The organism is Rhizobium sp. BR 315, from assembly GCF_050577975.1.
Classification (GTDB): Bacteria; Pseudomonadota; Alphaproteobacteria; order Rhizobiales; family Rhizobiaceae; genus Rhizobium; species Rhizobium miluonense.
On the sequence record NZ_JARWKZ010000003.1, the window covers coordinates 77,647 to 99,552 of the forward strand.

Genomic DNA, 21,906 nt, shown 5'->3' on the forward strand with positions numbered 1-21,906 from the left:
CGCTGGATCGAGCGACCATGAAAAAGGAGCAGTACGAGATCGGCGATCATCAAACCCCCGTGGATGGGCTGCTTGTCGTCGATGTCCAGAGCGCTTTCGTGCAGGGGCCGGAAGCCGTGCCTGGTCATGGTGAGCTGATATCGATGATCGCCGTGCTGCTGGCTCAAGCCCGCAGCGCCGGTGCGCCGGTGATATTCCTGCAGAACGATAGCCAACCTGGCGCCGTGGACGAGCCGTTTCAGCCTGGATGGGAACTGCATTTTCCGCCTCGCCCCGGCGAGAGGGTGGTCAGAAAGGCCGAGGATGACGGGTTCGAAGGCACCGATCTCGATGGCATTCTTGCAGCTTCTGGAGTGCATGATCTCGCAATCTGCGGCGTACTTTCGGAAATGTGCGTTGCCGCGACGGCACGGGCAGCGCTGGAGCGCGGCTATGGCGTGCTGCTGCCGCACGATGCGCACGCCACTTATGACGTCCCTGCCGGACCGGGGTCACAGGGCGTTCCGGCAGTGATGGCGGCCAGAGCCGCGGAATGGTCGCTTGGTCATGAGGTGCGCATTTGTGCCTCGGCGCGCGATGTCCGTTTCAAAGTGCGCATCTAGCTCGGCGGCTTCTCTCGTTCGGGAAGCCCCTTGATCGTCGCTTCGAATCGTAATAATTGAAGTTACATGAAAAGAGACAGCCGCCTTTCCTCCGTTTTGCACGCCTTGCTCCATATGGCCGGGCAGGATGGTCCCGTCACATCCGAGACTTTGGCGCAGTGCATGAACACCAATCCGGTCGTCGTGCGACGCACCATGGGGCTTCTGCGAGAGGTCGGCATCGTCAGTTCCGCCAAGGGGCATACCGGCGGCTGGACGATTGCCGCCGATCTCGGCGCGGTAACCCTGCGCCAGTTGCACGAGGCCCTCGGCGAACCTGCGGTCTTTGCCATCGGTAATCGCAACGAAACGCCCGAATGCCTCGTCGAACAAGCGGTCAATTCCGTGCTCGACGACGCTTTCGCCGAAGCCGAGGCACTGCTGCTCAAGCGTTTTGAAACCGTCACCCTCGCCGATCTCGCCGTCGACTTCGCGCGGCGCCATGCAGAGTGGCGTGAAAGAAGGACTATATCATGAGCCACGACGTCATCGTCATTGGGGGCAGTTACGCCGGAATGGCGGCCGCCCTCCAGCTTCTCCGTGCCCGCCGAAAGGTGCTGGTCATCGACGCCGGCAAGCGCCGCAATCGCTTCGCCGGGGAGTCTCACGGCTTTCTCGGGCAGGATGGTGTCGATCCCGCTGAGATTGCAAGCAAGGCGCGCGAGCAGCTTTTGGCCTATCCGACATTGACCTGGGTCGAGGGCAATGCCGAGCGAGCCGAGGGCGAGAAGGATGCCTTCGTCGTGACGACTACCGACGGTGCGCGCCATGATGGCCGCCGGCTTCTCTTTGCGACTGGCGTGTCCGACACGTTGCCCGCCATCGAAGGCCTCGGCGAACGCTGGGGTAGAAACGTCTTCCACTGCCCCTATTGCCATGGTTACGAGCTTGAGCAGGGCCGCATCGGCTGCATCGCCACAGGGCCGATGTCGCTGCATCAGGCGCAGCTCCTGCCGGAATGGGGCGATGTGACGCTCTTTCTCAATGGCGCATTCGTCCCGGATGAGGCGCAGCGCGCCGATCTCACCGCTCGTGGCGTAACGATCGAGGAAGCGCCGGTCGCGAGATTGGAAGGGAAGGCCGACGTGCGTCTGGCCGATGGTCGCCTGCTGCAATTTGCCGGGCTCTTCACTGCATCGCGCAATGCGCCCTCGAGCCCGATTGCCGAGCGGCTCGGCTGCACGCTAGAGGAAACGCCTTTCGGCACGCAGATCCAGACCGACGCCGTGAAGGAAACCACCGTTCCCGGCGCTTTCGCCTGTGGCGATGTCTCGCGCATACCGCATTCGGTGTCGCTGGCTGTGGGCGACGGCGCCTGGGCCGGCGCGCAGCTGCACCGCTCGCTCGTGTTTTAAGGCCGGCTTAGGAGGGTGTTTGTGTCCTCCTATTTTTCTTCTGGTATTCTCACGATAACCGTTTCATCCGGGCCGATGGGCCGGCCGTCCTGCGCCCGGATGTCAGGCTGCACCGGCTGTCCCGTGGCCCGCGCCAATCCGCGCCGCGAGCTCGCCACCGCCTATGCTTTCCGGCCCGGCGATCCGATGATCGCCGGCATCGATACCGCGCTCCAGCAGAGTGACGGCGGCGCGGGCGCCGTCATCGGTCGAGGTCCACGCGATGCGCTGGGATTCGGCATCGGCGGGGCGAATACCCGCTGCTGAACGATTTCCGTTCGCGCCGAAGGCTTCAGAAGATTGTCAAGATACATGGTGGGCCAGACAGTGGCGAAGGGCAGGCCTGACCGGCGAGCCACGTCCTCGATCATCGCGTTGGCGACGAAGCTCGGTTCTTCGCAAGGTGCCGGACGGCTGGCGCTGGCGAGTGTCAGGACAACGGATTTCAGACCGCAGGCGAGGGACGCCGAGACTGCATTCTCGGCTTGGATACGCATATCCTCTTGCGACCCGATCGGGAGTTGCAGCACGGCATGGGCAATGCCGGTGCTGGCGGCGCGAAGCGATGCCGGATCGCGGAGGTCGCCTTCCGCAAGCTCGATGCCGAGCGCCACCAGTGCCGGAACGCGTTTCCGGTTACGGACAAGCGCCCTGGCCTTGAAGCCGTGTCGAAGCGCGGCGCGGACGACGGCACTGCCCTGCGCGCCGCTGGCGAGATAAGCGAGGATCGGTTGGGATTTATCGATGACGAACATGAAATGGCTCCTTCGAATACGGTCTGCCGAAGGAGCATCGTCGGATGGCCGCCGGGCAGACCCAGAACGCGCTCGAGGCGCCGGGACTGTCGGGGAATCTCACGCTGGGCGTGGAATAGAGTCACTCCGTTTGTGGAGAGGGGCTTGGGCCTGCCGAGAGCAAGCCAGCCATTTTCGATGAGCGGAATTTAGGTCGGACTCATCGCCAGCGTCAATCGAAAGATGAGCAAGATGCGACGCCGGCCTGTCCTCCTATCTCTTGCGGGCCACGATGTAGGGGCGGTTGTCGTCGCCCTTCGTTGCATAATTTTCCGTCGTCACGCTGATCGCATATGAAGAGGTCCGCCACCTGAGCAGCCGCAGGAAAACCCCGTCGACACTCTCCTTGATAACTTCGTCCGACAAGGGTTCGACGATCATCGGTTTCTCATGGCGTGCGGGGCTCGTCGGAAGCGGCGCCATCCGAGGGTAAAGTCGGGAGCAATGATTTGATCCGCTCGGCATCATCGGGCGTTGCCGGATTGTAGACGACCATGCTGAGATCCGTGCGGCCGTCGACTGAAAAGGCCGAATATTCGAATGCGAGCGGGCCGAGAACCGGATGGCGTATATGCTTGATGGCTTCAGTATGGGTGCCGGGAACGTCGTTATCGCGCCACATGGCCCTGAATTCTGGGCTGACGCGGCAAAGTTCCGTCACGAAAGGCTCTACTTCGGTTGCCGCGCCAGCGCGGGCCGCGTCGACACGGAATGCACCCAAAGCGAAACGAGCCACGCTTTCCCAGTCATATTGCATGGCACGGGCGCGCGGATCGAGGAAGATGTAGCGCAGGATATTGCGCTCTTCCGGCGGCAGCGATCCGTAGTCTGTCAGCATCACGGGGGCCGCCCGGTTCCATGCGATGACGTCCCAGGTGGCGGTCCTGATAAGGGCAGGGCAAGGCTCCAGGGCGTCGAGCACGCGCTGCAGCCGCGGCGTCACGCCGTCATTCCTGCGGTAACGGGCTTCGGGCGGGCGGCCGAGGCCGAGCAGGAACAGATGCTCCCGCTCCACTTCCGTCAGCATGAGTGCGCGTGCGATCCGGTCGAGCACGTCGGCGGAGGGCGCACCGCCGCGCCCCTGTTCCAGCCATGTGTACCATGTCGGGCTGATATTGGCGCGCTGCGCCACTTCCTCGCGGCGCAGCCCCGGTGTCCGGCGCCGTTCCGAGGCAAAGCCGAGGACGGATGGGTCGAGTTTGGCGCGCCTGTCCCTCAGATAGGTCCCGAGCAAGTTCTCCCTTTCGAGAAGATCGGTCATCCTGTTAGTTCTTTTACTAGGATAAGGTCACTACTTTACCAGAATAACCGATGGGCACAGATTTGTCTCCGACGAAATAAGGAGACTATGCCTATGCGTATTTTTGTGACTGGCGCGACCGGAAACATCGGCTCGAATGTCGTGAGGGAATTGATCGCGGCCGGCCATCAGGTGCTCGGCCTTTGCCGCTCGAAGGAGAAGGCGGTGGCGCTTGCCGCCGCTGGCGCCGAGGTCCTTCATGGAACGATCGAGGATATCGGAATCCTGAAAAGCGGCGCCTCCCAATCCGACGGGGTCATCCATCTTGCCTTCAACCACGACTTCTCGAGATTCGTTGAAAATTGCGAGGATGATCGCCGCGTCATCGCAACGTTCGCCTCGGCTCTCGCCGGCTCGGCCCGCCCGCTGGTCGTCACATCAGGCACGCCCATCGCCAACACGGTTCCAGGCGAGCCTGCCAGGGAAGACAATGCGATCGTCGGTTCAGACACGCATCCGCGTGCGGCCTCGGAGGAGGCGGCGATCCTGGCCAGCGAGATCGGCGTCAATGTCTCGGTCGTGCGGCTGCCGCAGGTGCATGATCCGGTCAGCCAGGGGCTTATCACCCCCTTGATCGAGATATTCAGGCAAAAGGGCGTTTGCGCCTATATTGGCGACGGGCTCAATCGCTGGCCGGCTGCGCATTTTTCCGATGTCGCACGTCTTTATCGCCTTGTTGTCGAACGCGCCGAGCCGAATGCCAGATATCATGCGGTTGCCGAGGAAGGCGTGCCGATGCGCGATATCGCCGAAGTCATCGGCCGCCGCCTGAACCTGCCGGTAAAATCCGTCGGCAAGGAAGAGGCTCAGGAATACTTCGGTTGGCTCTCGATGTTCGCTACGCGCGACATGCCGGCCTCCAGCGCCAAGACGCGCCAGAAGCTTGGCTGGGAGCCGACCGGCCCGAAGCTGCTCGACGATCTCGCCGAGCTTCGGGTTTCCTCGTCGTGATGCTGGCCGTGAAGATCTGATCCGCCGTCGGATTGGAGTTTATTGAAGCGCTTAGTTCCAGGCCTGGCCGGCTTCGTCGGCCGCGTCTTTGACAGTTTCAGGTCGTGCGCATGTATTCCCTCGCAAATGGCGGACGGGACTGCCAACCGCTATTGGAATTCGAAGAGAGCGGTGATCGGGGCAGGGCATAAATGGCGGGCCGAGAGCGGTGAAGGTGGGCACTATGCCTATGTCATAGCCACCAGAGGTGCGTCGCGGTTCTCCTTTGCCATAAGCGAGTCCGCTCAAAATGGATGGAATTGGATAAATAACTGGGTGCCGACCTCAATCCGGCAGCCGAGAATAGCTTGACATGCTTTTTTGAACGATTATTCTAGAATGGCCGTTCAAAAGGAGCGCCTATGGGCCGAACCCGATCCTACGATGAGGATGCTGTATTGAGCGGCGCGATGCACGCCTTTCGCCGCAAGGGCTATCAGGCCGTGTCCGTTCGCGATCTGGAAGATGCGACCGGACTCAAGGTTGGCAGCATCTACCACAGCTTCGGCGACAAGGCAGGACTCTTCGACGCTGCCTTCGCTCACTACAATCGTGTCGTCCTGCGCGGGCGAATCGAGCGTTTTGCCCCCGTCGAGGCGGGGATGGACGGGCTTTTGGCGCTCTTCGTCTCGCTGCTTCACGAGCCGGATGATGAAAGCTTCGGCTGCCTGATCACCAATTCCGCCATCGAATTCGGCGGCGAAGCGCGTCCGCATCGCTGTACCGTCGAGGGACTTCGCGTGCTGACGGAGACGTTCATGGAGCGGCTTTCGTCAGTACAACAGCGGGGGGGGCTTCGCGCCGATATCAGTCCCGAGTCCGCGGCTCTGAGGCTGCTGGCTCTTTATCAGGGCATCCTCGTCCTGATCCGAGCCGGTCACGACAAGCAGGCACTCGCGGCTCTCATACAAAACGAGTTCAACAACCTGGAGGCCCGACATGACCCCTGACGACCTTTGGAATCGCTATTCCGCAATCTGGTCGATCTCCGACACTGCCGAGCGAGGCAACGAGCTTTCTGTTTGTCTCGCTGACGAAGCCACCTATTGCGATCCGAACGGTCTGCTGGTCGGCCACGACGCCATATCAAGGTATATGACGCAGTTCCAGTCGAGCGTGCCTGGCGGACGGTTTCGTATCAGCTCGGTACTTCATCACCACGACCGCTCTCTCGCCCAATGGTTCCTGACCGGCGCTGACGGGTCCGTTCTCCAGACGGGAACCAGCTTTGGTGCGATCAACGATAACGGAAGGCTGCTCGCGATCAGCGGTTTCTACCATCCAGCGAGAAGCACCGCCACAGCATGAGCAAGATGGGAACTTGCGATTTGGCCCTGGATCTTGCCACACGCATTGAAGGCTTGGGTGCGATCAGTGTCAGGCGCTTCTTCGGCGGGACGGCCTTGGTCGCGGATGGCATTCAGTTTGGATTCGTCATGAAGGGATCATTCTATCTTCGGGTCGATGACGCGAGCCGCATCAGGTTCGAAGCGTTGGGAATGACTCCGTTCACCTACCCCGGCAAGGGAAAGACAGTAACTGTATTCAGCTACTACGCGGCCCCTGACGATATTTTTGACGATGACGAACAGCTTCGGGATTGGGTGGCCGACGCTTACCAGGCGGCTTTGGGCGCCATCCACAAAAGCTCAGGAGCGACTGAAACGAGAAAGCTGGCCTATGAAGCAGGCTCAACTCCACCACCCAGGCGTTCCGGCTGATGTTGTAACTTGCGTTGACGTTCCGGAGCCGGTTGCCACGGCTCTGGATGATGTCCTGGTCGCTATCGATGTCTCTCCGATGAACTCGGCCGATCTTCTGACGTTGCAGGTTACTATCCGCGAAGCGAGCCTGGTGCTGCGAACTGCCTTAAAAAACCCTGAGCCTCCGGCAAACCTGGGACGGTTCAGTTCAAGAGCGACCTGCTCCGAAGCTTGACGGCGATCTCTAGCATTCGCGTAAAATGGGATACCCTGGGAGTACCCAGTTTTGTTCAGAAATGGCGGACAAGGTGGGATTCGAACCCACGGTACGCTTTCACGCACACACGCGTTCCAGGCGTGCGCCTTAAACCACTCGGCCACCTGTCCATCTGCACTTTCGCGTCCGATAAAGGAGCTATTGTGGGAACGGCGCGATATATACCGATGAATTTTCTAGGATCAACCCGAATCTGACAGTTTTTTGACTTCTGGACAAAAAACTCTGTTTCTCATCCCCATTGCGCTTATTTCGCGCCCAACATATCTAAGGGTATGGATGAGGCGGCGTTAGACGGATCGGCCCTTTTGGGCCGGCTGTAATGAGTATGCGGAGGGAGTCATGCGTTTCCTGTTGCGTTTTGCCAGCCTCGTTGCGCTGGTGGTTGCGGTCATTGCCGGAACCATCGATTCCATCCAGTCCGTCGCCGCTTCGGCAGTGGTGCTGACCCCGATGGGCGATGCCTGGAATGATGTCAGCCCGTCATCGCTGGCGACGGTTCGCTCGGCGATCTCCTATTATGTTCATCCGCGCTTTTATGACATGGCAATGCAGTGGCTGCTGTTTCAGCCGGCCTTTGCCGTGTTCCTGATCATCTCGCTGCTGCTGTGGATGGTCGCCTACAAGCGGCCTCAGCTTGCAGGTCGGCTAGGCGCCTGACAGGTCTGTTACCAGCCCTTTTGTCCTGCGTCATTCGGGGAATTCGGCGCCCCATAAAGCTGCATGGCGATGGGTTTGCAGGAGCGATACCAGGGGTCTGATCACCGGTTGCAGACTATCGAATGACCGTCCAATTGGCCGATTAAATTGCAATTTGAGGCCGAAATTGTTTAAAAAATGGGTCATTTGGGCAGGTTTTCACCAGTTCCCACAAATCTTTACCAACTGAAAAATTTCTCGTGAATTTTTCGTGCAGCCATGCAAGGATGCACGCCAGCTTGGCCTCGGGGGAGGTCAGCGGTTCCGCAGACATGCCCGGTCAACGGGCTTGCGGGAGGACCCAACAAGATAGCAACAACAGGGCTGCGACACATGAAAAAATCCCTTCTGACCCTTTTTGCCTTGGCTGCCATGTCGGCGACGGCGCTTGCGGCCGACATCAAGCCGGCAATCGTCTACGGAACCGGTGGCAAGTTCGACAAGTCCTTCAATGAAGCAGCCTATAACGGCGCCGAAAAGTTCAAGAAGGAAACCGGCGTCGCTTACCGCGACTTCGAGCCGACGGGCGACACCCAGGGCGAGCAGGCGCTGCGCAACTTCGCCAGCAAGGGCTTCAATCCGGTCATCGCCGTCTCGTTCGCCTGGACCTCGGCTCTCCAGAAGGTTGCCGCTGAATATCCGAAGACCGAATTCGTGCTGATCGATGACAGCCTCGATCTGCCGAACGTTCGCTCAGTCAAGTTCAAGGAAAATGAAGGCTCCTATCTCGCCGGCGTCATGGCTGCCCTCGCATCGAAGACCGGCAAGGTCGGCTTCGTCGGCGGCATGGACATCCCGCTGATCCGCAAGTTCGAGTGTGGCTACGAGCTGGGTGCACGCGCCGCCAATCCGAAGATCGAAGTCCTCCAGAACATGACCGGCACGACCGGCGCTGCCTGGAACGACCCGGTTCGCGGCGGCGAGCTCACCAAGAACCAGATCGACCAGGGTGCCGACGTCGTTTACGCGGCTGCCGGTGCTACCGGCCTCGGCGTGCTGCAGACGGCTGCCGACAACAAGAAGCTGTCGATCGGCGTCGATAGCAACCAAAACTACCTGCATCCGGGTTCCGTTCTGACCTCGGTCGTCAAGCGCGTCGACCTCGCCGTCTACAATGCCTTCACCGATGCCAAGAACGGCAAGTTCACGCCCGGCACCCAGGAACTCGGCCTGAAGGAAGAGGGCGTCGGCGTCGCCATGGATGACAACAACAAGCCGCTCGTGACACCGGAAATCAAGGCTGCGGTCGACAAGGCAAAGGCTGATATCGTCGCTGGCACCGTCAAGGTCCACGACTATACGGCCGACAACGCCTGCCCGAAGAGCTGATAATGAAACAAGGGCGTATGACGAAGCAAACCGTCATACGCCCTTTTCTTATCCGGAATCCGGTTTCTGGAGCCTCTCATAGTGAGCCAAATCCCTGCCATTGAGCTCGTGGGCATCGACAAGAAGTTCGGTGCTGTCCACGCCAATAAAGATATCAACCTGACCGTCGCCAAGGGCTCGATTCACGGGATCATCGGCGAAAACGGTGCCGGGAAATCGACCCTGATGTCGATCATTTACGGCTTCTATCATGCCGACAGCGGCGAGATCCGCATCAATGGCAACCCCATCGCCATCCGTGACAGCCAGACGGCGATATCAGCCGGCATCGGCATGGTACATCAGCACTTCATGCTGGTCGACAATTTCACCGTCCTTGAAAATGTGATGCTGGGCGCCGAAGGCGGCGCGCTTCTCGCCAAGGGCGTCACTGCCACGCGCGCCGAGCTTACGCGTTTGGAGAAGGATTACGGCTTGGAAGTCGATCCGGATGCGTTGATCGAAGAGCTTCCCGTCGGTCAGCAGCAGCGCGTCGAAATTCTGAAGGCGATGTATCGCGGCGCTGAGATCCTCATCCTCGATGAACCCACAGGTGTTCTGACGCCGGCCGAAGCCGACAATCTCTTCCGCATTCTCCGCGTGCTGCGCGACCAGGGCAAGACGATCATCCTCATCACCCACAAGCTGCGCGAAATCATGGCAATCACTGATACGGTATCCGTCATGCGCCGCGGCGAGATGGTTGCCACCCGCGAGACGGCGGAAACCACTGTCGAGGAACTGGCAGAATTGATGGTCGGCCGCCGCGTGCTGCTGCGCGTGGAAAAGGGCGCTCCCAATCCAGGCGAAGTCCTGCTCTCGGTGCGCAACCTCACCGTCAAGGACGGCCGTGGCGTTACCATGGTCGACAATGTCTCCTTCGATGTCCGCGCCGGCGAGATCGTCGGCATTGCCGGCGTTGCCGGCAACGGCCAGTCCGAGCTGCTTGAGGCCATCGCCGGTATCCGCAAGCCGGCGTCCGGCGAAATCCTTCTGCATGGCAAGCCGATCGGCAATGCCGATCCCGCAGCGCTCCGCGAACTCGGCCTTGCCCACATTCCGGAAGATCGCCACCATATGGGCCTCGTCCTCAAATTCGAGGAGTACGAGAATTCCATGCTCGGCTATCACCGCGACCGCAAATACGGGCGCGGCGGCATGCTCGATCTCGATGCCATGCGCAAGGATGCCATCGAGAAGATCGAGAAATACGATATCCGCCCGCCGAATGCGCGGTTGAAAACCGCCAATTTCTCCGGCGGCAACCAGCAGAAGATCGTGGTCGCCCGCGAAATCGAGCGCGATCCGCAGGCTCTGCTGATCGGTCAGCCGACGCGCGGCGTCGATATCGGTGCCATCGAATTCATCCATCGCCGCATCATCGAGATGCGCGACGCCGGCAAGGCCATCCTGCTGGTGTCAGTGGAGCTGGATGAGATCCGTGCGCTTTCGGACCGTATCCTCGTCATGTTCGCCGGCCATATCGTCGGTGAAAAGTCGGCTGAGGCCGGTGAACAAACACTCGGCCTGATGATGGCCGGCATTGCCGCATGAGGCGTTTATGAGCACGGCTTCCGTACCGCTCCCCAATTGGATCAACTACGGTCTGATCCCCATCCTCAATCTGATCGTTGCCTTCCTGATATCGGGCCTTGTCGTCTGGTTCATCGGCGAAAGCCCGCTCGATGCGCTCGTCCTGCTGCTGCAGGGCGCTCTCGGCAGCGGCGAGGGCATCGGCTTTACCCTCTATTATGCCACGAGCTTCATTTTCACCGGCCTTTCGGTCGCCGTCGCCATCCATGCCGGTCTGTTCAACATCGGCTCGGAAGGCCAGGCCTATGTCGGCGGCCTCGGCTGTGCGCTGGTGGCGCTGGCGCTGGACAGATACGTGCCCTGGTACGTGACCATGCCGTTCGCGGTCATCGGTGCTGCGATTTTCGGTGCGCTCTGGGCCCTCATTCCGGCCTGGCTGCAGGCCAAGCGCGGCAGCCACGTCGTCATCACCACGATCATGTTCAACTTCATCGCATCGGCGATGATGAACTTCCTGCTGGTGCATGTGCTGATCGTGCCGGGCAAGATGGCGCCTGAGACCCGCACCTTCCTGGCGGGTGGTCAGCTGCCCAAGCTCGATTGGCTGATGAGCACTTTCGGCTCGACCATCGGTGCGGCGCCGCTCAACGTGTCCTTCCTGATCGCGCTGGTCATGTGCTTCCTCGTCTGGGTGCTCGTCTGGCGCACCAAGCTCGGCTATGAAATGCGCACCCTCGGCCTCAGCCCGACGGCTGCCGTCTATGCCGGCATTCCCTATGCCCGCACGGTCGTCATCGCCATGCTGATCTCAGGCGGTCTCGCCGGCATGATGTCGCTCAATCCGGTCATGGGCGCCTCCGCGCGCCTGCAGGTCGAATTCGTGCTCGGCGCAGGTTTCGTCGGCATCGCCGTGTCGCTGATGGGCCGCAATCATCCCTTCGGCATCATCCTGGCGGCGATCCTGTTCGGCATCCTTTATCAGGGTGGCGATGCGCTCTCCTTCGATATGCCGAACATCACTCGCGATATGATCGTGGTGATCCAGGGCCTTGTGATCCTGTTTGCCGGGGCGCTGGAATACATGTTCCGACCCGCGCTTGGGCGCATCTACCAGTCATTCGCCAGGACGTGAGGATCGGACGATGGAATATTATGAGCTCCTCATCAGCATACTTGGCTCGACGATCCGCCTGTCGATTCCGCTGATCTTTACCGCGCTGGCGGGCCTGTTTTCCGAGCGTGCCGGTATTTTCGACATCGGTCTCGAAGGCAAGATGCTGGCCTCGGCCTTCGCTGCCGCCTGCGTCGCCTCGATTAGCGGCTCGGCCTGGGCCGGGCTTGGCGCCGGGATCGTCGTCTCCGTCATGCTTGGTCTGCTGCATGGCTTCGCGTCGATTACCAATCGCGGTAACCAGATCGTCTCGGGCGTTGCCATCAACTTCCTGACCGCCGGTTTGACCATCGTTTTGGGTCAGGCCTGGTTCGGGCAGGGCGGCCGCACGCCGACGCTGCCGGGCACCGCGCGTTTTTCCGCCATCACCCTGCCGGGTGCCGATGCGATCCGTAGCGTGCCCATCATCGGGCCGCTCTACGCCAATGTCATCTCCGGCAACAATGTCCTGACGTACCTTGCCTTCATAGCGGTACCGATTTCCTGGTGGATCCTTTATCGCACCCGTTTCGGTCTGCGGCTGCGTGCTGTCGGTGAAAATCCCGGTGCCGTCGATACCGCCGGCATCTCGGTCGAGTGGCTGCGCTATCGGTCGCTGATCGTCGCCGGTATTCTCTGCGGCTTCTCCGGCACCTATCTCTCGATCGCCCAGTCGGCCGCCTTCATCAACAATATGTCGGCGGGCAAGGGTTATATCGCTCTGGCCGCGCTGATCTTCGCCAAGTGGAAGCCGGTGCCGGTCATGTTCACCTGCCTCCTGTTCGGCTTCCTCGATGCCTTCGCCAATTTCATGCAGGGCAAGGCGGTTCCGGGCATCGGCGAGGTGCCGGTACAGATTTTCCAGGCGCTGCCCTATATCCTAACCTGCATCCTGCTTGCAGGCTTTATCGGCGTCGCCAAACCTCCGAAGGCCGGTGGCGTACCCTATACGAAGGAGCGCTAAACCATGTCGCATGATCTGTTCGAAGCCGCTCGCGGAGCGATGGCCTTCGCTCATGCCCCCTATTCGAAATTTCCCGTCGGCGCGGCCATCCGCGCCGAGGACGGCAAGATTTATGCCGGCGCCAACATCGAGAACCTGTCCTTTCCGCAGGGCTGGTGCGCCGAACCCACAGCGATCAGCCATATGATCATGGCCGGCGCCAAGAAGATCGTCGAGATGGCCGTCATCGCCGAAAAGCTGCCGCTCTGCCCGCCTTGCGGCGGCTGCCGGCAGAAGATCGCCGAATTTGCCAGCAAGGAGACACGGATCTATCTTTGCGACGAAACCGGCGTGAAGAAGACCATGACCATGGAAGAGATGCTCCCCTTCAGCTTCGAAACCGAGATACTCGGATGAGCGAAGCCGTCGATATCCTCAAGGAAAAGCTCGGCGACCTGAAGCCGCGCTACGGCATCATCCTCGGCTCCGGCCTCGGCTCGCTGGTCGATCAGGTCGTGGATGCCCTGCGCATCCCCTATGCCGATCTGCCCGGCTTCCCCGTCAGTGCCGTGTCCGGCCATGCCGGCACGCTGGTTGCGGGCAAACTCGGCGACGTCCCGGTCATCATGATGTCGGGCCGTGTGCACTATTACGAAAAGGGCGATGCCAATGCCATGCGCACGCCGATCGAGACGCTGAAGGCCCTCGGCGTCGATACGCTGATCCTGACGAACTCGGCCGGATCGCTGCGCGAGGAGATGCCGCCGGGATCGGTGATGCAGATCACCGACCATATCAACTATTCCGGCATGAACCCGCTGATCGGCGAGGAGAGCGACAAGCGCTTCGTCGGCATGACCAGCGCCTATGATATCGACCTGATCATGCGCATGCGCAAAGCCGCGGAAAAGGCTGAGATCAAGCTGTCACACGGCGTCTATATGTGGTTTTCCGGACCGAGCTTCGAAACGCCGGCGGAGATCCGCATGGCGCGTGTCCTCGGCGCCGATGCCGTCGGCATGTCGACCGTGCCGGAAGTCATTCTGGCACGTCTTTTCGGCCTGAGGGTTGCCGCTGCCTCCGTCATCACTAACTATGGTGCTGGCATGACCGGTGGCGAACTCTCGCATGACGAGACGAAAGACATGGCTCCGGTCGGTGGCGCACGTCTCGCCGCCATTCTGAAAGAGATGATTGCGGACGAAGGAGATCCACAATGACAAGCCATTCCCTGAGAGAAACGGCGGCCGTTGCGCTTTCCCTTCTCGACCTGACCAATCTCAAGGACGACTGCACGCCTGCTCAGATCGAGGCGCTGTGCGCCCGCGCGCAATCGCCCTATGGCAATGCCGCCGCCATCTGCATCTGGCCGCGCTTCGTCGCCCAGGCGCGCAGCATTCTCGGAACCGATCACGCCGTTAAGATCGCGACCGTGGTGAACTTTCCGGCTGGCGACATGGAAGTGGCCGACGTATCAGCCGAAGCCCGTGAAGCCATCGCCGATGGCGCCGACGAGATCGATCTGGTCATTCCCTATCGCGCATTTCTGGCCGGCAATGAGCAAGCCGTCACCGATATGGTCGCCGCCGTCAAGGCCGAGTGCACGGGGCCGGTCCTCCTGAAGACCATTCTCGAAACCGGCGAACTCAAGGACGCAGCGCTGATCCGGCGTGCGTCTGAACTCGCGATCGAGGCGGGCTCGGATTTCATCAAGACCTCCACCGGCAAGGTTGCCGTCAATGCGACGCTCGAGGCTGCCGACATCATGCTGCGGGCAATCCGCGCCAGCGGCCGTAAGGTCGGTTTCAAGCCGGCTGGCGGCATCGGCTCCGTCGCCGACGCGGCTTTGTACCTCAGCCTTGCCGAGACCATCATGGCGCCCGATTGGGCGATGCCGTCGACCTTCCGCTTCGGTGCATCGAGCCTGCTCGACGATATTCTGAACGTGCTGGCCGGCGGCGAATCCAAGGCGGCGGCTTCAGGCTATTGATCCATGATCCCGCAGGAAATCATCCGGCAGAAGCGTAACGGCGCGATCCTTTCGGCCGCCGATATCGATGGCTTCATCGGCGCACTTGCGCGCGGCGAACTGGCCGAAAGCCAGATCGGTGCCTTCGCCATGGCCGTGTGGTTTCGCGGCATGACGCGCGATGAGACCGTGGCCCTGACGCTCGCCATGGCCCGCTCCGGCGACACTCTGTCCTGGCAAGGCATCGGCAGGCCGATCGCCGATAAGCATTCGACCGGCGGCGTCGGCGACAACGTCTCGCTGATGCTCGCTCCCATTGCCGCCGCCTGCGGTCTCGCCGTGCCGATGATCTCGGGCCGCGGCCTCGGTCACACCGGCGGCACGCTCGACAAGCTGGAATCCATTCCCGGCTATGGCATCACGCCGGATGCAGCCCGTTTCCGCAAGGTGGTCGATGAGGTGGGCTGCGCCATCATCGGCCAGACCGGCGCTTTGGCGCCCGCCGACGGCAAGCTCTATGCAGTGCGTGACGTCACCGCGACGGTCGATTCCGTGCCGTTGATCACGGCGTCTATCCTGTCGAAGAAGCTGGCGGCCGGGCTGGAAACGTTGGTACTCGACGTCAAGATCGGCAGCGGCGCCTTCATGACCTCGCTTGAGGAAGCCGAGACGCTGGCGCGCTCGTTGGTGGAGGTGGCAAACGGCGCGGGGGTCAAGACTTCCGCCCTCATCACCGATATGAACCAGCCCCTGGCCGATGCGGCCGGCAATGTTGTCGAGCTTCGCAATTGCCTGGATTTCCTGAAGGGGAACAAGGCAGGCACGAGGCTTGAGACGATCATCCTCGCCTTCGCATCCGAAATGCTGGTTCAGGCTGGCATTGCCGCGAGCACGGCAGAGGCCGAGGGCAGGGCGCGCGAGGCATTGGCGTCCGGCAAGGCGGCGGAGGTCTTCGGCCGCATGGTATATGGTCTCGGTGGCCCGGTGGATCTGCTCGGAAATCCTGATCGCTATCTGGTGAGCGCGCCGGTGCAAACGCCGGTTCTCGCGGCAGCAGATGGCTGGCTCGGCGCCTGTGACGCGCGTGCGATCGGCGTGAGCGTGATCGATCTCGGCGGTGGGCGCCGCCGTCCGCAGGATAAGATCGATCACCGCGTCGGCTTCAGCGACATCCTGCCGCTCGGCACGAAGGTCAGCAAGGGCGATCGTATCGCTGTCGTTCACGCTGCCGACGAGGCGAGCGGGGAACGGGCGGCGGCCGATTTGTCGGCTAACTATCGCATCGTCGAAACAGCGCCCGATCTGCCGCCTGTCATCGTCACGAGGATCTGACGGGCCGCTATTGCGTCAGGCGCATCGTGCCGTTCTGAACAGCATAGGAGTTCAGCTTCTTCAGGAAGCTCATGCCGATCAGCGTGGTCGACAATGCGCTGTCTTTGGCGACGATCGCATCTATGTCGCGGATCCGGATTCCGCCGATCTCAAGGCGATCCAATCTGACAAGTGCGGCCTTGGACGTGCCGTTCGCTGTCTGGATCGGGTAACGATAATCCAGATCGACGCTGCTGAACCCGATGCTGCGCGCCGTGCTTTCATTGATGGCGACATAGGTCGCACCCGTATCGATCATCCCATGCACCGACCGGCCATTGATCGCGAAGTCGCCCTGATAGTGGCCACCGGCGTCGGCGTGCAGCGATACGCTGCCATAGGGGCTGGGCGGTTCAGCTTTCTGCGGCGGGAGCGATACGGCTTCTACGGGCGCAGGCTTCGGCCTGCTCACGATATCGCTGTTCAAGAACATCGGCACCTGCGTGGCTGCCGCTGCAATAATGCCTGCAAAAACAAGAACGCGAACGAGCATTGGCAAGGCCCCTCCTGCGGGCATTGCCATATCTAAGCCAAGTTTGCTGAAATGCCGCTAAAGCAATCAATAAAAAGCCCGGTAGTTGAATACTGCCGGGCTTTAACCTGAGTATAGTCTTTAACCTGAGTATAGTAATGTAATTTACTTCGTGCCGTACATGCGGTCGCCGGCATCGCCGAGGCCCGGCACGATGTAGCCCAGCTCGTTGAGATGGCTGTCGATCGCGGCGGTGAAGACCGGCACATCCGGATGCGCCGCACGGAAATTGGCGAGGCCTTCCGGGGCAGCCAACAGGCACAGGAAGCGAATATTGTGCGCGCCGCGCTCCTTCAGCTTGTCGATGGCGGCGATCGAGGAATTGCCGGTTGCCAGCATCGGATCGACAACGATGATCAGGCGCTCGGAAATATCCTCCGGCGCCTTGAAGTAATATTCGACCGGCTGCAGCGTCTCGTGATCGCGGTAGACGCCGATATGTGAGACGCGCGCCGAAGGCACGAGATCGAGCATGCCTTCGAGCAGGCCGTTGCCGGCACGCAGGATCGAGGCAAAGACCAACTTCTTGCCCTCGAGGATCGGCGCGTCCATGGACTGCAGCGGCGTTTCGATCGTCTCGATCGTCAATTCCAAGTCGCGCGTCACTTCGTAACAGAGCAGCGTCGAAATCTCGCGCAGCAGCCGGCGGAAGCTCCCTGTCGACGTCTCCTTCTTGCGCATGATTGTGAGCTTGTGTTGCACAAGCGGGTGATCGATGACAGTGACGCCGTCCATGGTTTCAGCCTTCCAGTAATTCCGTGATATGAGATATTTCTTTCACTGAAATCGTCTCTGGTGCAAGAAAATAGGCCGCTTTTCGAGATTTCATCCCCAATCTGCGGCCCAAACCTTGTTTTTACAGCCTTGCGAGCAATGCCGCCCGTGTCGTCTCGTCCACAAAGGCCGCTTCGATCGCCGTGCGCGTCATCACATCGATCTCGTCGTCACGGAAGCCGAAGGCTGACGATGCCAACTCGTATTCGCGCTTCAGCGAGGTGTGGAAGAAGGGCGGGTCGTCGGAATTGATCGTTACCCGCACGCCGGCATCGCGCAGCTTGCGCAGCGGATGCGACTGGAAATCCGGGAAGACGTTGAGCGCGATATTGGAGCCGGGGCAGACCTCCAGCACCGTGCCGAAATCGGCAAGGCGCTTGACGAGATCCATATCCTCGATGGCGCGCACGCCATGGCCGATACGCTGCGGGCGCACCAGCTCGACGGCATCGGCGACGGAAAAGGCGCCGCAGACCTCGCCGGCATGGATGGTAATGCCGAGGCCGGCTTCGCGAGCGATGTCGAAAGCCCGGGCATAATCGGCGACGCGGCCCATGCGCTCTTCGCCAGCCATGTTGAAGCCGGTGATTAGCGGATTATCGCTTTTGGCGGCATATTCCGCCGCCTTCACCACCCGCTCGGGGCCGAAGTGGCGTTCGCCTGTTACGATCAGCCGCGCCTCGATGCCGGTCTTTGCCTTGGCGGCGCGGATGCCGGCGGAAACGCCCGCCATATAGGCATCGGCGCCGAGACCGATACGGTCGCCGTGGTCGGGCGAGACGATGAGTTCGCTATAGATCGTGCCGATGCCGGCAAGTTCTTCCAGATAAGTTTCCGTCAGCAGCGCATAGTCTTCCTCGGTGCGGTAGACCTCGGAGACCTTGTCGTAGCAGACGAGGAACTCGGCAAAATCCTTCCAGAGGTAGGTGCCGTCCTTCAGGAAGGCGTTCGTGTCGACGCCGTATTTCTGCGCCTGTGCGAGTGTCAATGCTGGCGGAGCCGCGCCTTCCAGATGGCAATGCAGCTCCACTTTCTTCAAATGCGATGTCAAAGGAAACTCCTCCCGTGCGGCCCGGCCGCAATACCCAGATGTCGTGCGACCGTCTCGCCGATATCGGCATAGGTCTGGCGAATGCCGATGGAGCGCGAGCGGATACCCGGCCCGTAAGCCATGACCGGCACGCGCTCGCGCGTGTGATCCGTGCCGCGCCAGGTGGGGTCGCAACCATGATCGGCCGTCAGTATGACGAGATCGCCAGCTTTCAGCTCTTTATGCACTTCCGGCAGCCGCGTGTCGAAGGCTTCGAGCGCTGCGGCATAGCCCGGCACGTCGCGGCGATGGCCGTAGAGCATGTCGAAATCGACGAAATTGGTGAAAACCAGATCGCCGTCGGCAGCTTCGTCCATGGCCTTCAGCGTCGCATCCATCAACGCCATGTTGCCATTGGCCTTGATGACCTTGGAAACGCCCTGATGGGCAAAGATATCGCCGATCTTCCCCACCGCATGCACCGTGCGCTCAGCCTTGACCAGACGGTCGAGCAGCGTCGGTTCCGGCGGCAGCACGGAGAAATCGCGGCGGTTGCCGGTTCGCTCGAATGTCGCCACGGTCTCGCCGACAAAGGGGCGGGCAATGACGCGGCCGATATTGTAGGGATCGAGCAGGGTACGCACGATCGTGCAGAGGGCGATCAGCCGGTCGAGACCGAAATGCCGCTCATGCGCCGCAATCTGGAAGACGGAGTCGGAAGAGGTGTAGCAGATAGGCTTACCGCTGCGGATATGCTCTTCTCCGAACTTGGCAATGATATCCGTTCCCGAGGCATGGCAATTGCCGAGAATGCCGGGCAGGTCCGCTGCCTCGCAGATGGCGTTCACCAGCTCCGGCGGAAAGGCGTCACCCTCGGCCGGAAAGTAGCCCCAATCGAACATGACGGGTGTTCCGGCAATTTCCCAATGACCTGATGGCGTGTCCTTGCCGCGGGAGACTTCGCTGGCACAGCCATAAAGGCCGTAAAGCCTCTCCGGCTGCGGCATGCCGGCGGGATAGCTGCCCGATGCCGCCTTGGCGATCTCGAGTAGGCCGAGGCCGGACATGTTCGGCAGCGCCAAGGGTCCTTGGCGCAGGCCGTCGCGATCGGCTGCACCCGCGGCACAGAATTCAGCAATATGGCCGAGTGTATCGGCACCTTCGTCGCCATAGCTTGTGGCGTCAGGGGCGCCACCGACGCCAAAAGAGTCCAAAACGAAGAGAAAGGCGCGCGCCATGGATCACCCGATAAAAATCATCGCACGCGTCGGCAGGTTCGGCCGCGTGCTCTGGCTGTCACCCATATAACGGAGGCATCGACTTGGCAATTTTCCGTTTTGGAGGGTCTCACCGAGCCTCGACTTCGCGATGATCGTCAGCAGTCGCTGCAGGTGATCGAGGTGCCGGCGCGCTGACGGTAGAAAAATTGCCGGCTGATCGTAATCTGACTGGTGCCGTTCGGCAGGAAGTTGGTCCCGAAATTCATGAGCTGATAGGGGACGGCAAGTTCGCTGCGCACAAGAAAGGTACTTGCCTGGTTCATATTGCTCGGCACGGTGACAGCGGTGCCTGATGGATAGGGGGTTGTCCCATCCTGCGCCCAGGACCATGCCACGGTGGCTTTGCCGCTGGCATCGACCGCGATGCCCGTAATCTTCAAGGTCAGGCCGGTCGTGACATAGGGTGCGAAAATGGCGCCCGCGACCGAGGGCATGGTGGCAAGCATCGATTTGTTAACGCCTGACTGCTGCGAGACGATATCCGCGATCGACCCGGCCGAGCGGCTGGCGCGCTTGGAGACGTTGAGGCCGATGGTAAGCTGGAACGCACCTAGATAAAGCAGCAGTAGCACGGGGAAAAGAATGGCGAATTCGATTGCGCCGACGCCGCGCTGGTCCCGAGCAAAACGCCGCAAGATGCCGAGGAACGGAGCTTCCTTCCTGATCATGCCCCGTCGCCCGCTCACGGATAGTTCTCATTCTGGAAGGCGGCGGTGGCGACGATGAGATAGGTCGTGGGCATCGATCCGTCGGAGGGGTGGATGTTGGAAAGATACGGGCGCATCAGATCGGTAATGATCTGCCAGCGATAATAGGCGCGCACCATGTTCAAGGTCTTCGCGCCGCCTGGTGCGAAGGCAAAGCCTGTTGTGCTGAGGTCGGAATAAGGGTTTGTCGACGACTGGCGCGGGATCGTCGTCGGCATGGAGGCGAAGCTCGTATAGCTCTCGACGTCGAGATAAAGGCTGGATGGCGTTGCGACTTCGGTCGAAGAACAGGTGATCAGCACGGCAATCTGGTTGCAGAATGCCTGCCGGAACTGTTGCTGCGTCATATATGAAGACTTGGTGGAATCGCCGCTGATCTGCCCGGTCCTGATCTGACGTGACAGGGTATCGACAGCGTTCGAAATGACCTGCTCTGCCGTGAAGGCGACAAAAGTCTCGATGACCGCGAAGATGATCAGGAAATAGGGAATGGCGAGCAAAGCGAATTCGATGGCCGCCGCTCCGTCCCGCGACCTTACGAATTCGCGCAAACTCCCCCGGAGACGCCGTTGCGCCGGGTCTTTGTTCGCGAAAAGATCGTCGTTCGGTATCATTGAACATCCGCAGCGATTTACACGCGGATGAAACTAAAGACGCTTTCTTGATAATCCGTTTCTCTTCCCTCTTCATATTTAAGGGAAGGTGTGATTATCAGCGTCAAGGCAATTCTTGTGTAGTACTTTAGAATATTTGCGATAATAAATAAAACTACGGGCCGGTTGTTGTGGTTGCCGTAGTATTGTTCTGCTGCGCATGCTGCTCGCAATTGGGCGTGCATGACAATACTGCCCGATCCGTCTGGCGAAACACGCGAACCGTGTTGCCTTCATCGATCGAAACAAGAATCTGTTCGTCGACGATGGCGTTGCCGTCAGCGTCGAGCAGGATGATGTTTGTCGTTCCGAAAGCGCGGCCGGTCAGCACGATGGTCTTCGGATCCGCGACGGTCGCATCGGCGACCTGGGCGTTGCCGACGATGACCTTGCTGACGGGGCGATCAAGCTTCAATACGCGCGCGTGATCCATATAAACGCGCAGCAGATTTTCTCCGGCAGCATGGCAAAGCTGCGGTGTCAGGCCGGCCATGGCGAGGATGCCGGCGAGGAATGCGGTTTTGCCGCCGATGGGCATGGCTTGGCCTCTTGGAATGCGTATGGCGAAAAGAATTGTCGGACAGAATGAGAAAGAATGGTGAATGAAGGATTAAGGCCACCTCAGGCGGTGCGGATATGGTGCAAATGTCCCATATGTGGCTTCTGTCTTCATTTTTTGCTGCAGATATGCTTTGGTTTAAGACAAATTACATGCAACGCTAATATTCACACATCTAATAATTTCTATTTCATTGAAGATTTTCTTTAAAAATGCGCGGGAAGACACGCATTCGACAT

At 60.4% G+C, this 21,906-nt stretch carries 26 protein-coding genes and 1 tRNA gene; 16 read left to right on the forward strand and 11 right to left on the reverse strand.

Features of this window, described 5'->3' with window-relative positions; translation table 11 throughout:
* Positions 1 to 17 precede the first annotated feature (17 nt).
* The 3 genes from QD409_RS04640 (at position 18) to QD409_RS04650 (ending at position 1,996) form a co-directional block, all read left to right on the forward strand.
* Positions 18 to 602: an isochorismatase family protein gene (locus tag QD409_RS04640; protein ID WP_430761948.1), complete on the forward strand. Its 585-nt coding sequence runs from the start codon at positions 18 to 20 to the stop codon at positions 600 to 602.
* Between the two features lie 66 nt (positions 603 to 668).
* The gene (locus QD409_RS04645; RefSeq protein ID WP_430761949.1) at positions 669 to 1,118 is read left to right on the forward strand and encodes an RrF2 family transcriptional regulator; all 450 of its coding nucleotides are present in this window, start codon (positions 669 to 671) and stop codon (positions 1,116 to 1,118) included.
* Complete coding sequence (locus QD409_RS04650; RefSeq protein ID WP_430761950.1) at positions 1,115 to 1,996, forward strand: NAD(P)/FAD-dependent oxidoreductase; 882 nt, start codon at positions 1,115 to 1,117, stop codon at positions 1,994 to 1,996. The genes QD409_RS04645 and QD409_RS04650 overlap by 4 nt, the downstream gene beginning before the upstream one ends.
* Positions 1,997 to 2,157: 161 nt before the next feature.
* Here the strand turns inward: QD409_RS04650 and QD409_RS04655 are convergent, their stop codons facing one another.
* The 3 genes from QD409_RS04655 to QD409_RS04665 all read right to left on the reverse strand — a co-directional run bounded on the left by QD409_RS04655 (position 2,158) and on the right by QD409_RS04665 (position 4,090).
* Complete coding sequence (locus QD409_RS04655) at positions 2,158 to 2,790, reverse strand: NmrA family NAD(P)-binding protein (RefSeq protein WP_430761951.1); 633 nt, start codon at positions 2,788 to 2,790, stop codon at positions 2,158 to 2,160.
* 252 nt (positions 2,791 to 3,042) lie between these two features.
* Entirely contained in the window at positions 3,043 to 3,210 is a 168-nt protein-coding gene (locus QD409_RS04660; protein ID WP_430761952.1) for a hypothetical protein, read from the reverse strand.
* A 7-nt stretch (positions 3,211 to 3,217) separates the two neighbouring features.
* Entirely contained in the window at positions 3,218 to 4,090 is an 873-nt protein-coding gene (locus QD409_RS04665; protein ID WP_430761953.1) for a helix-turn-helix transcriptional regulator, read from the reverse strand.
* A gap of 93 nt (positions 4,091 to 4,183) precedes the next feature.
* Between QD409_RS04665 and QD409_RS04670 the strand changes: the two genes are divergently transcribed.
* The 4 genes from QD409_RS04670 (at position 4,184) to QD409_RS04685 (ending at position 6,840) form a co-directional block, all read left to right on the forward strand.
* The gene (locus tag QD409_RS04670; protein ID WP_430761954.1) at positions 4,184 to 5,080 is read left to right on the forward strand and encodes an SDR family oxidoreductase; all 897 of its coding nucleotides are present in this window, start codon (positions 4,184 to 4,186) and stop codon (positions 5,078 to 5,080) included.
* Positions 5,081 to 5,481: 401 nt separating this feature from the next.
* Positions 5,482 to 6,069: a TetR/AcrR family transcriptional regulator gene (locus tag QD409_RS04675; protein ID WP_430761955.1), complete on the forward strand. Its 588-nt coding sequence runs from the start codon at positions 5,482 to 5,484 to the stop codon at positions 6,067 to 6,069.
* Positions 6,059 to 6,427, forward strand: a complete 369-nt coding sequence (locus QD409_RS04680) for a nuclear transport factor 2 family protein (protein ID WP_430761956.1) — start codon at positions 6,059 to 6,061, stop codon at positions 6,425 to 6,427. Before QD409_RS04675 ends, QD409_RS04680 begins: the two co-directional genes overlap by 11 nt.
* A complete protein-coding gene (locus QD409_RS04685) occupies positions 6,424 to 6,840 on the forward strand; it encodes a TfoX/Sxy family protein (protein WP_430761957.1) in 417 nt (138 codons plus the stop codon). The genes QD409_RS04680 and QD409_RS04685 overlap by 4 nt, the downstream gene beginning before the upstream one ends.
* Positions 6,841 to 7,119: 279 nt before the next feature.
* Here the strand turns inward: QD409_RS04685 and QD409_RS04690 are convergent.
* Positions 7,120 to 7,209, reverse strand: a tRNA-Ser gene (locus QD409_RS04690).
* A gap of 232 nt (positions 7,210 to 7,441) precedes the next feature.
* On the opposite strand from QD409_RS04690, the gene QD409_RS04695 reads away from it, so the two are divergent.
* From QD409_RS04695 to deoA, 9 genes are all read left to right on the forward strand, one after another.
* Positions 7,442 to 7,759, forward strand: coding sequence for a hypothetical protein (locus QD409_RS04695; RefSeq protein WP_430761958.1), 318 nt, complete (start codon positions 7,442 to 7,444; stop codon positions 7,757 to 7,759).
* A gap of 372 nt (positions 7,760 to 8,131) precedes the next feature.
* On the forward strand, positions 8,132 to 9,127 hold the full coding sequence (locus tag QD409_RS04700) for a BMP family lipoprotein (protein WP_092843547.1): 996 nt from the start codon (positions 8,132 to 8,134) through the stop codon (positions 9,125 to 9,127).
* An 81-nt stretch (positions 9,128 to 9,208) separates the two neighbouring features.
* Positions 9,209 to 10,720, forward strand: coding sequence for an ABC transporter ATP-binding protein (locus QD409_RS04705; protein ID WP_430761959.1), 1,512 nt, complete (start codon positions 9,209 to 9,211; stop codon positions 10,718 to 10,720).
* 7 nt (positions 10,721 to 10,727) lie between these two features.
* The gene (locus QD409_RS04710) at positions 10,728 to 11,831 is read left to right on the forward strand and encodes an ABC transporter permease (protein WP_430761960.1); all 1,104 of its coding nucleotides are present in this window, start codon (positions 10,728 to 10,730) and stop codon (positions 11,829 to 11,831) included.
* A 10-nt stretch (positions 11,832 to 11,841) separates the two neighbouring features.
* Positions 11,842 to 12,813, forward strand: coding sequence for an ABC transporter permease (locus QD409_RS04715; RefSeq protein ID WP_092843541.1), 972 nt, complete (start codon positions 11,842 to 11,844; stop codon positions 12,811 to 12,813).
* A 3-nt stretch (positions 12,814 to 12,816) separates the two neighbouring features.
* On the forward strand, positions 12,817 to 13,209 hold the full coding sequence (locus QD409_RS04720; protein ID WP_092843539.1) for a cytidine deaminase: 393 nt from the start codon (positions 12,817 to 12,819) through the stop codon (positions 13,207 to 13,209).
* Positions 13,206 to 14,012 carry a purine-nucleoside phosphorylase gene (locus tag QD409_RS04725; RefSeq protein ID WP_430761961.1) on the forward strand — a complete coding sequence of 269 codons (807 nt, stop codon included), beginning with the start codon at positions 13,206 to 13,208 and terminating at the stop codon, positions 14,010 to 14,012. Before QD409_RS04720 ends, QD409_RS04725 begins: the two co-directional genes overlap by 4 nt.
* The gene (deoC, locus tag QD409_RS04730; protein ID WP_430761962.1) at positions 14,009 to 14,782 is read left to right on the forward strand and encodes a deoxyribose-phosphate aldolase; all 774 of its coding nucleotides are present in this window, start codon (positions 14,009 to 14,011) and stop codon (positions 14,780 to 14,782) included. The genes QD409_RS04725 and deoC overlap by 4 nt, the downstream gene beginning before the upstream one ends.
* 3 nt (positions 14,783 to 14,785) lie before the next feature.
* Positions 14,786 to 16,093: a thymidine phosphorylase gene (gene deoA, locus QD409_RS04735; protein ID WP_430761963.1), complete on the forward strand. Its 1,308-nt coding sequence runs from the start codon at positions 14,786 to 14,788 to the stop codon at positions 16,091 to 16,093.
* A 7-nt stretch (positions 16,094 to 16,100) separates the two neighbouring features.
* On the opposite strand, the gene QD409_RS04740 is transcribed toward deoA, so the two are convergent.
* The 7 genes from QD409_RS04740 to QD409_RS04770 form a co-directional block, all read right to left on the reverse strand.
* On the reverse strand, positions 16,101 to 16,625 hold the full coding sequence (locus QD409_RS04740) for a TIGR02281 family clan AA aspartic protease (RefSeq protein ID WP_430761964.1): 525 nt from the start codon (positions 16,623 to 16,625) through the stop codon (positions 16,101 to 16,103).
* 144 nt (positions 16,626 to 16,769) lie between these two features.
* On the reverse strand, positions 16,770 to 17,399 hold the full coding sequence (gene upp / locus QD409_RS04745; protein ID WP_092843528.1) for a uracil phosphoribosyltransferase: 630 nt from the start codon (positions 17,397 to 17,399) through the stop codon (positions 16,770 to 16,772).
* Between the two features lie 121 nt (positions 17,400 to 17,520).
* A complete protein-coding gene (locus QD409_RS04750) occupies positions 17,521 to 18,489 on the reverse strand; it encodes an adenosine deaminase (RefSeq protein WP_430761965.1) in 969 nt (322 codons plus the stop codon).
* On the reverse strand, positions 18,486 to 19,706 hold the full coding sequence (locus QD409_RS04755; protein WP_430761966.1) for a phosphopentomutase: 1,221 nt from the start codon (positions 19,704 to 19,706) through the stop codon (positions 18,486 to 18,488). Before QD409_RS04755 ends, QD409_RS04750 begins: the two co-directional genes overlap by 4 nt.
* Before the next feature lie 137 nt (positions 19,707 to 19,843).
* On the reverse strand, positions 19,844 to 20,416 hold the full coding sequence (locus QD409_RS04760; protein WP_430761967.1) for a TadE/TadG family type IV pilus assembly protein: 573 nt from the start codon (positions 20,414 to 20,416) through the stop codon (positions 19,844 to 19,846).
* A 14-nt stretch (positions 20,417 to 20,430) separates the two neighbouring features.
* Positions 20,431 to 21,069 carry a TadE/TadG family type IV pilus assembly protein gene (locus QD409_RS04765; protein WP_430761968.1) on the reverse strand — a complete coding sequence of 213 codons (639 nt, stop codon included), beginning with the start codon at positions 21,067 to 21,069 and terminating at the stop codon, positions 20,431 to 20,433.
* 154 nt (positions 21,070 to 21,223) lie between these two features.
* Positions 21,224 to 21,646: a pilus assembly protein N-terminal domain-containing protein gene (locus QD409_RS04770; RefSeq protein WP_092843516.1), complete on the reverse strand. Its 423-nt coding sequence runs from the start codon at positions 21,644 to 21,646 to the stop codon at positions 21,224 to 21,226.
* Positions 21,647 to 21,906 lie beyond the last annotated feature (260 nt).

Coding starts and splice junctions, on each gene's coding strand:
- QD409_RS04640 (WP_430761948.1), top strand. CDS start 18: ATGAAAAAGGAGCAGTACGAGATCGGCGATCATCAAACCCCCGTGGAT.
- QD409_RS04645 (WP_430761949.1), top strand. CDS start 669: ATGAAAAGAGACAGCCGCCTTTCCTCCGTTTTGCACGCCTTGCTCCAT.
- QD409_RS04650 (WP_430761950.1), top strand. CDS start 1,115: ATGAGCCACGACGTCATCGTCATTGGGGGCAGTTACGCCGGAATGGCG.
- QD409_RS04655 (WP_430761951.1), bottom strand. CDS start 2,790: ATGTTCGTCATCGATAAATCCCAACCGATCCTCGCTTATCTCGCCAGC.
- QD409_RS04660 (WP_430761952.1), bottom strand. CDS start 3,210: ATGATCGTCGAACCCTTGTCGGACGAAGTTATCAAGGAGAGTGTCGAC.
- QD409_RS04665 (WP_430761953.1), bottom strand. CDS start 4,090: ATGACCGATCTTCTCGAAAGGGAGAACTTGCTCGGGACCTATCTGAGG.
- QD409_RS04670 (WP_430761954.1), top strand. CDS start 4,184: ATGCGTATTTTTGTGACTGGCGCGACCGGAAACATCGGCTCGAATGTC.
- QD409_RS04675 (WP_430761955.1), top strand. CDS start 5,482: ATGGGCCGAACCCGATCCTACGATGAGGATGCTGTATTGAGCGGCGCG.
- QD409_RS04680 (WP_430761956.1), top strand. CDS start 6,059: ATGACCCCTGACGACCTTTGGAATCGCTATTCCGCAATCTGGTCGATC.
- QD409_RS04685 (WP_430761957.1), top strand. CDS start 6,424: ATGAGCAAGATGGGAACTTGCGATTTGGCCCTGGATCTTGCCACACGC.
- QD409_RS04695 (WP_430761958.1), top strand. CDS start 7,442: ATGCGTTTCCTGTTGCGTTTTGCCAGCCTCGTTGCGCTGGTGGTTGCG.
- QD409_RS04700 (WP_092843547.1), top strand. CDS start 8,132: ATGAAAAAATCCCTTCTGACCCTTTTTGCCTTGGCTGCCATGTCGGCG.
- QD409_RS04710 (WP_430761960.1), top strand. CDS start 10,728: ATGAGCACGGCTTCCGTACCGCTCCCCAATTGGATCAACTACGGTCTG.
- QD409_RS04715 (WP_092843541.1), top strand. CDS start 11,842: ATGGAATATTATGAGCTCCTCATCAGCATACTTGGCTCGACGATCCGC.
- QD409_RS04720 (WP_092843539.1), top strand. CDS start 12,817: ATGTCGCATGATCTGTTCGAAGCCGCTCGCGGAGCGATGGCCTTCGCT.
- QD409_RS04725 (WP_430761961.1), top strand. CDS start 13,206: ATGAGCGAAGCCGTCGATATCCTCAAGGAAAAGCTCGGCGACCTGAAG.
- deoC (WP_430761962.1), top strand. CDS start 14,009: ATGACAAGCCATTCCCTGAGAGAAACGGCGGCCGTTGCGCTTTCCCTT.
- deoA (WP_430761963.1), top strand. CDS start 14,786: ATGATCCCGCAGGAAATCATCCGGCAGAAGCGTAACGGCGCGATCCTT.
- QD409_RS04740 (WP_430761964.1), bottom strand. CDS start 16,625: ATGCTCGTTCGCGTTCTTGTTTTTGCAGGCATTATTGCAGCGGCAGCC.
- upp (WP_092843528.1), bottom strand. CDS start 17,399: ATGGACGGCGTCACTGTCATCGATCACCCGCTTGTGCAACACAAGCTC.
- QD409_RS04755 (WP_430761966.1), bottom strand. CDS start 19,706: ATGGCGCGCGCCTTTCTCTTCGTTTTGGACTCTTTTGGCGTCGGTGGC.
- QD409_RS04760 (WP_430761967.1), bottom strand. CDS start 20,416: ATGATCAGGAAGGAAGCTCCGTTCCTCGGCATCTTGCGGCGTTTTGCT.
- QD409_RS04765 (WP_430761968.1), bottom strand. CDS start 21,069: ATGATACCGAACGACGATCTTTTCGCGAACAAAGACCCGGCGCAACGG.
- QD409_RS04770 (WP_092843516.1), bottom strand. CDS start 21,646: ATGCCCATCGGCGGCAAAACCGCATTCCTCGCCGGCATCCTCGCCATG.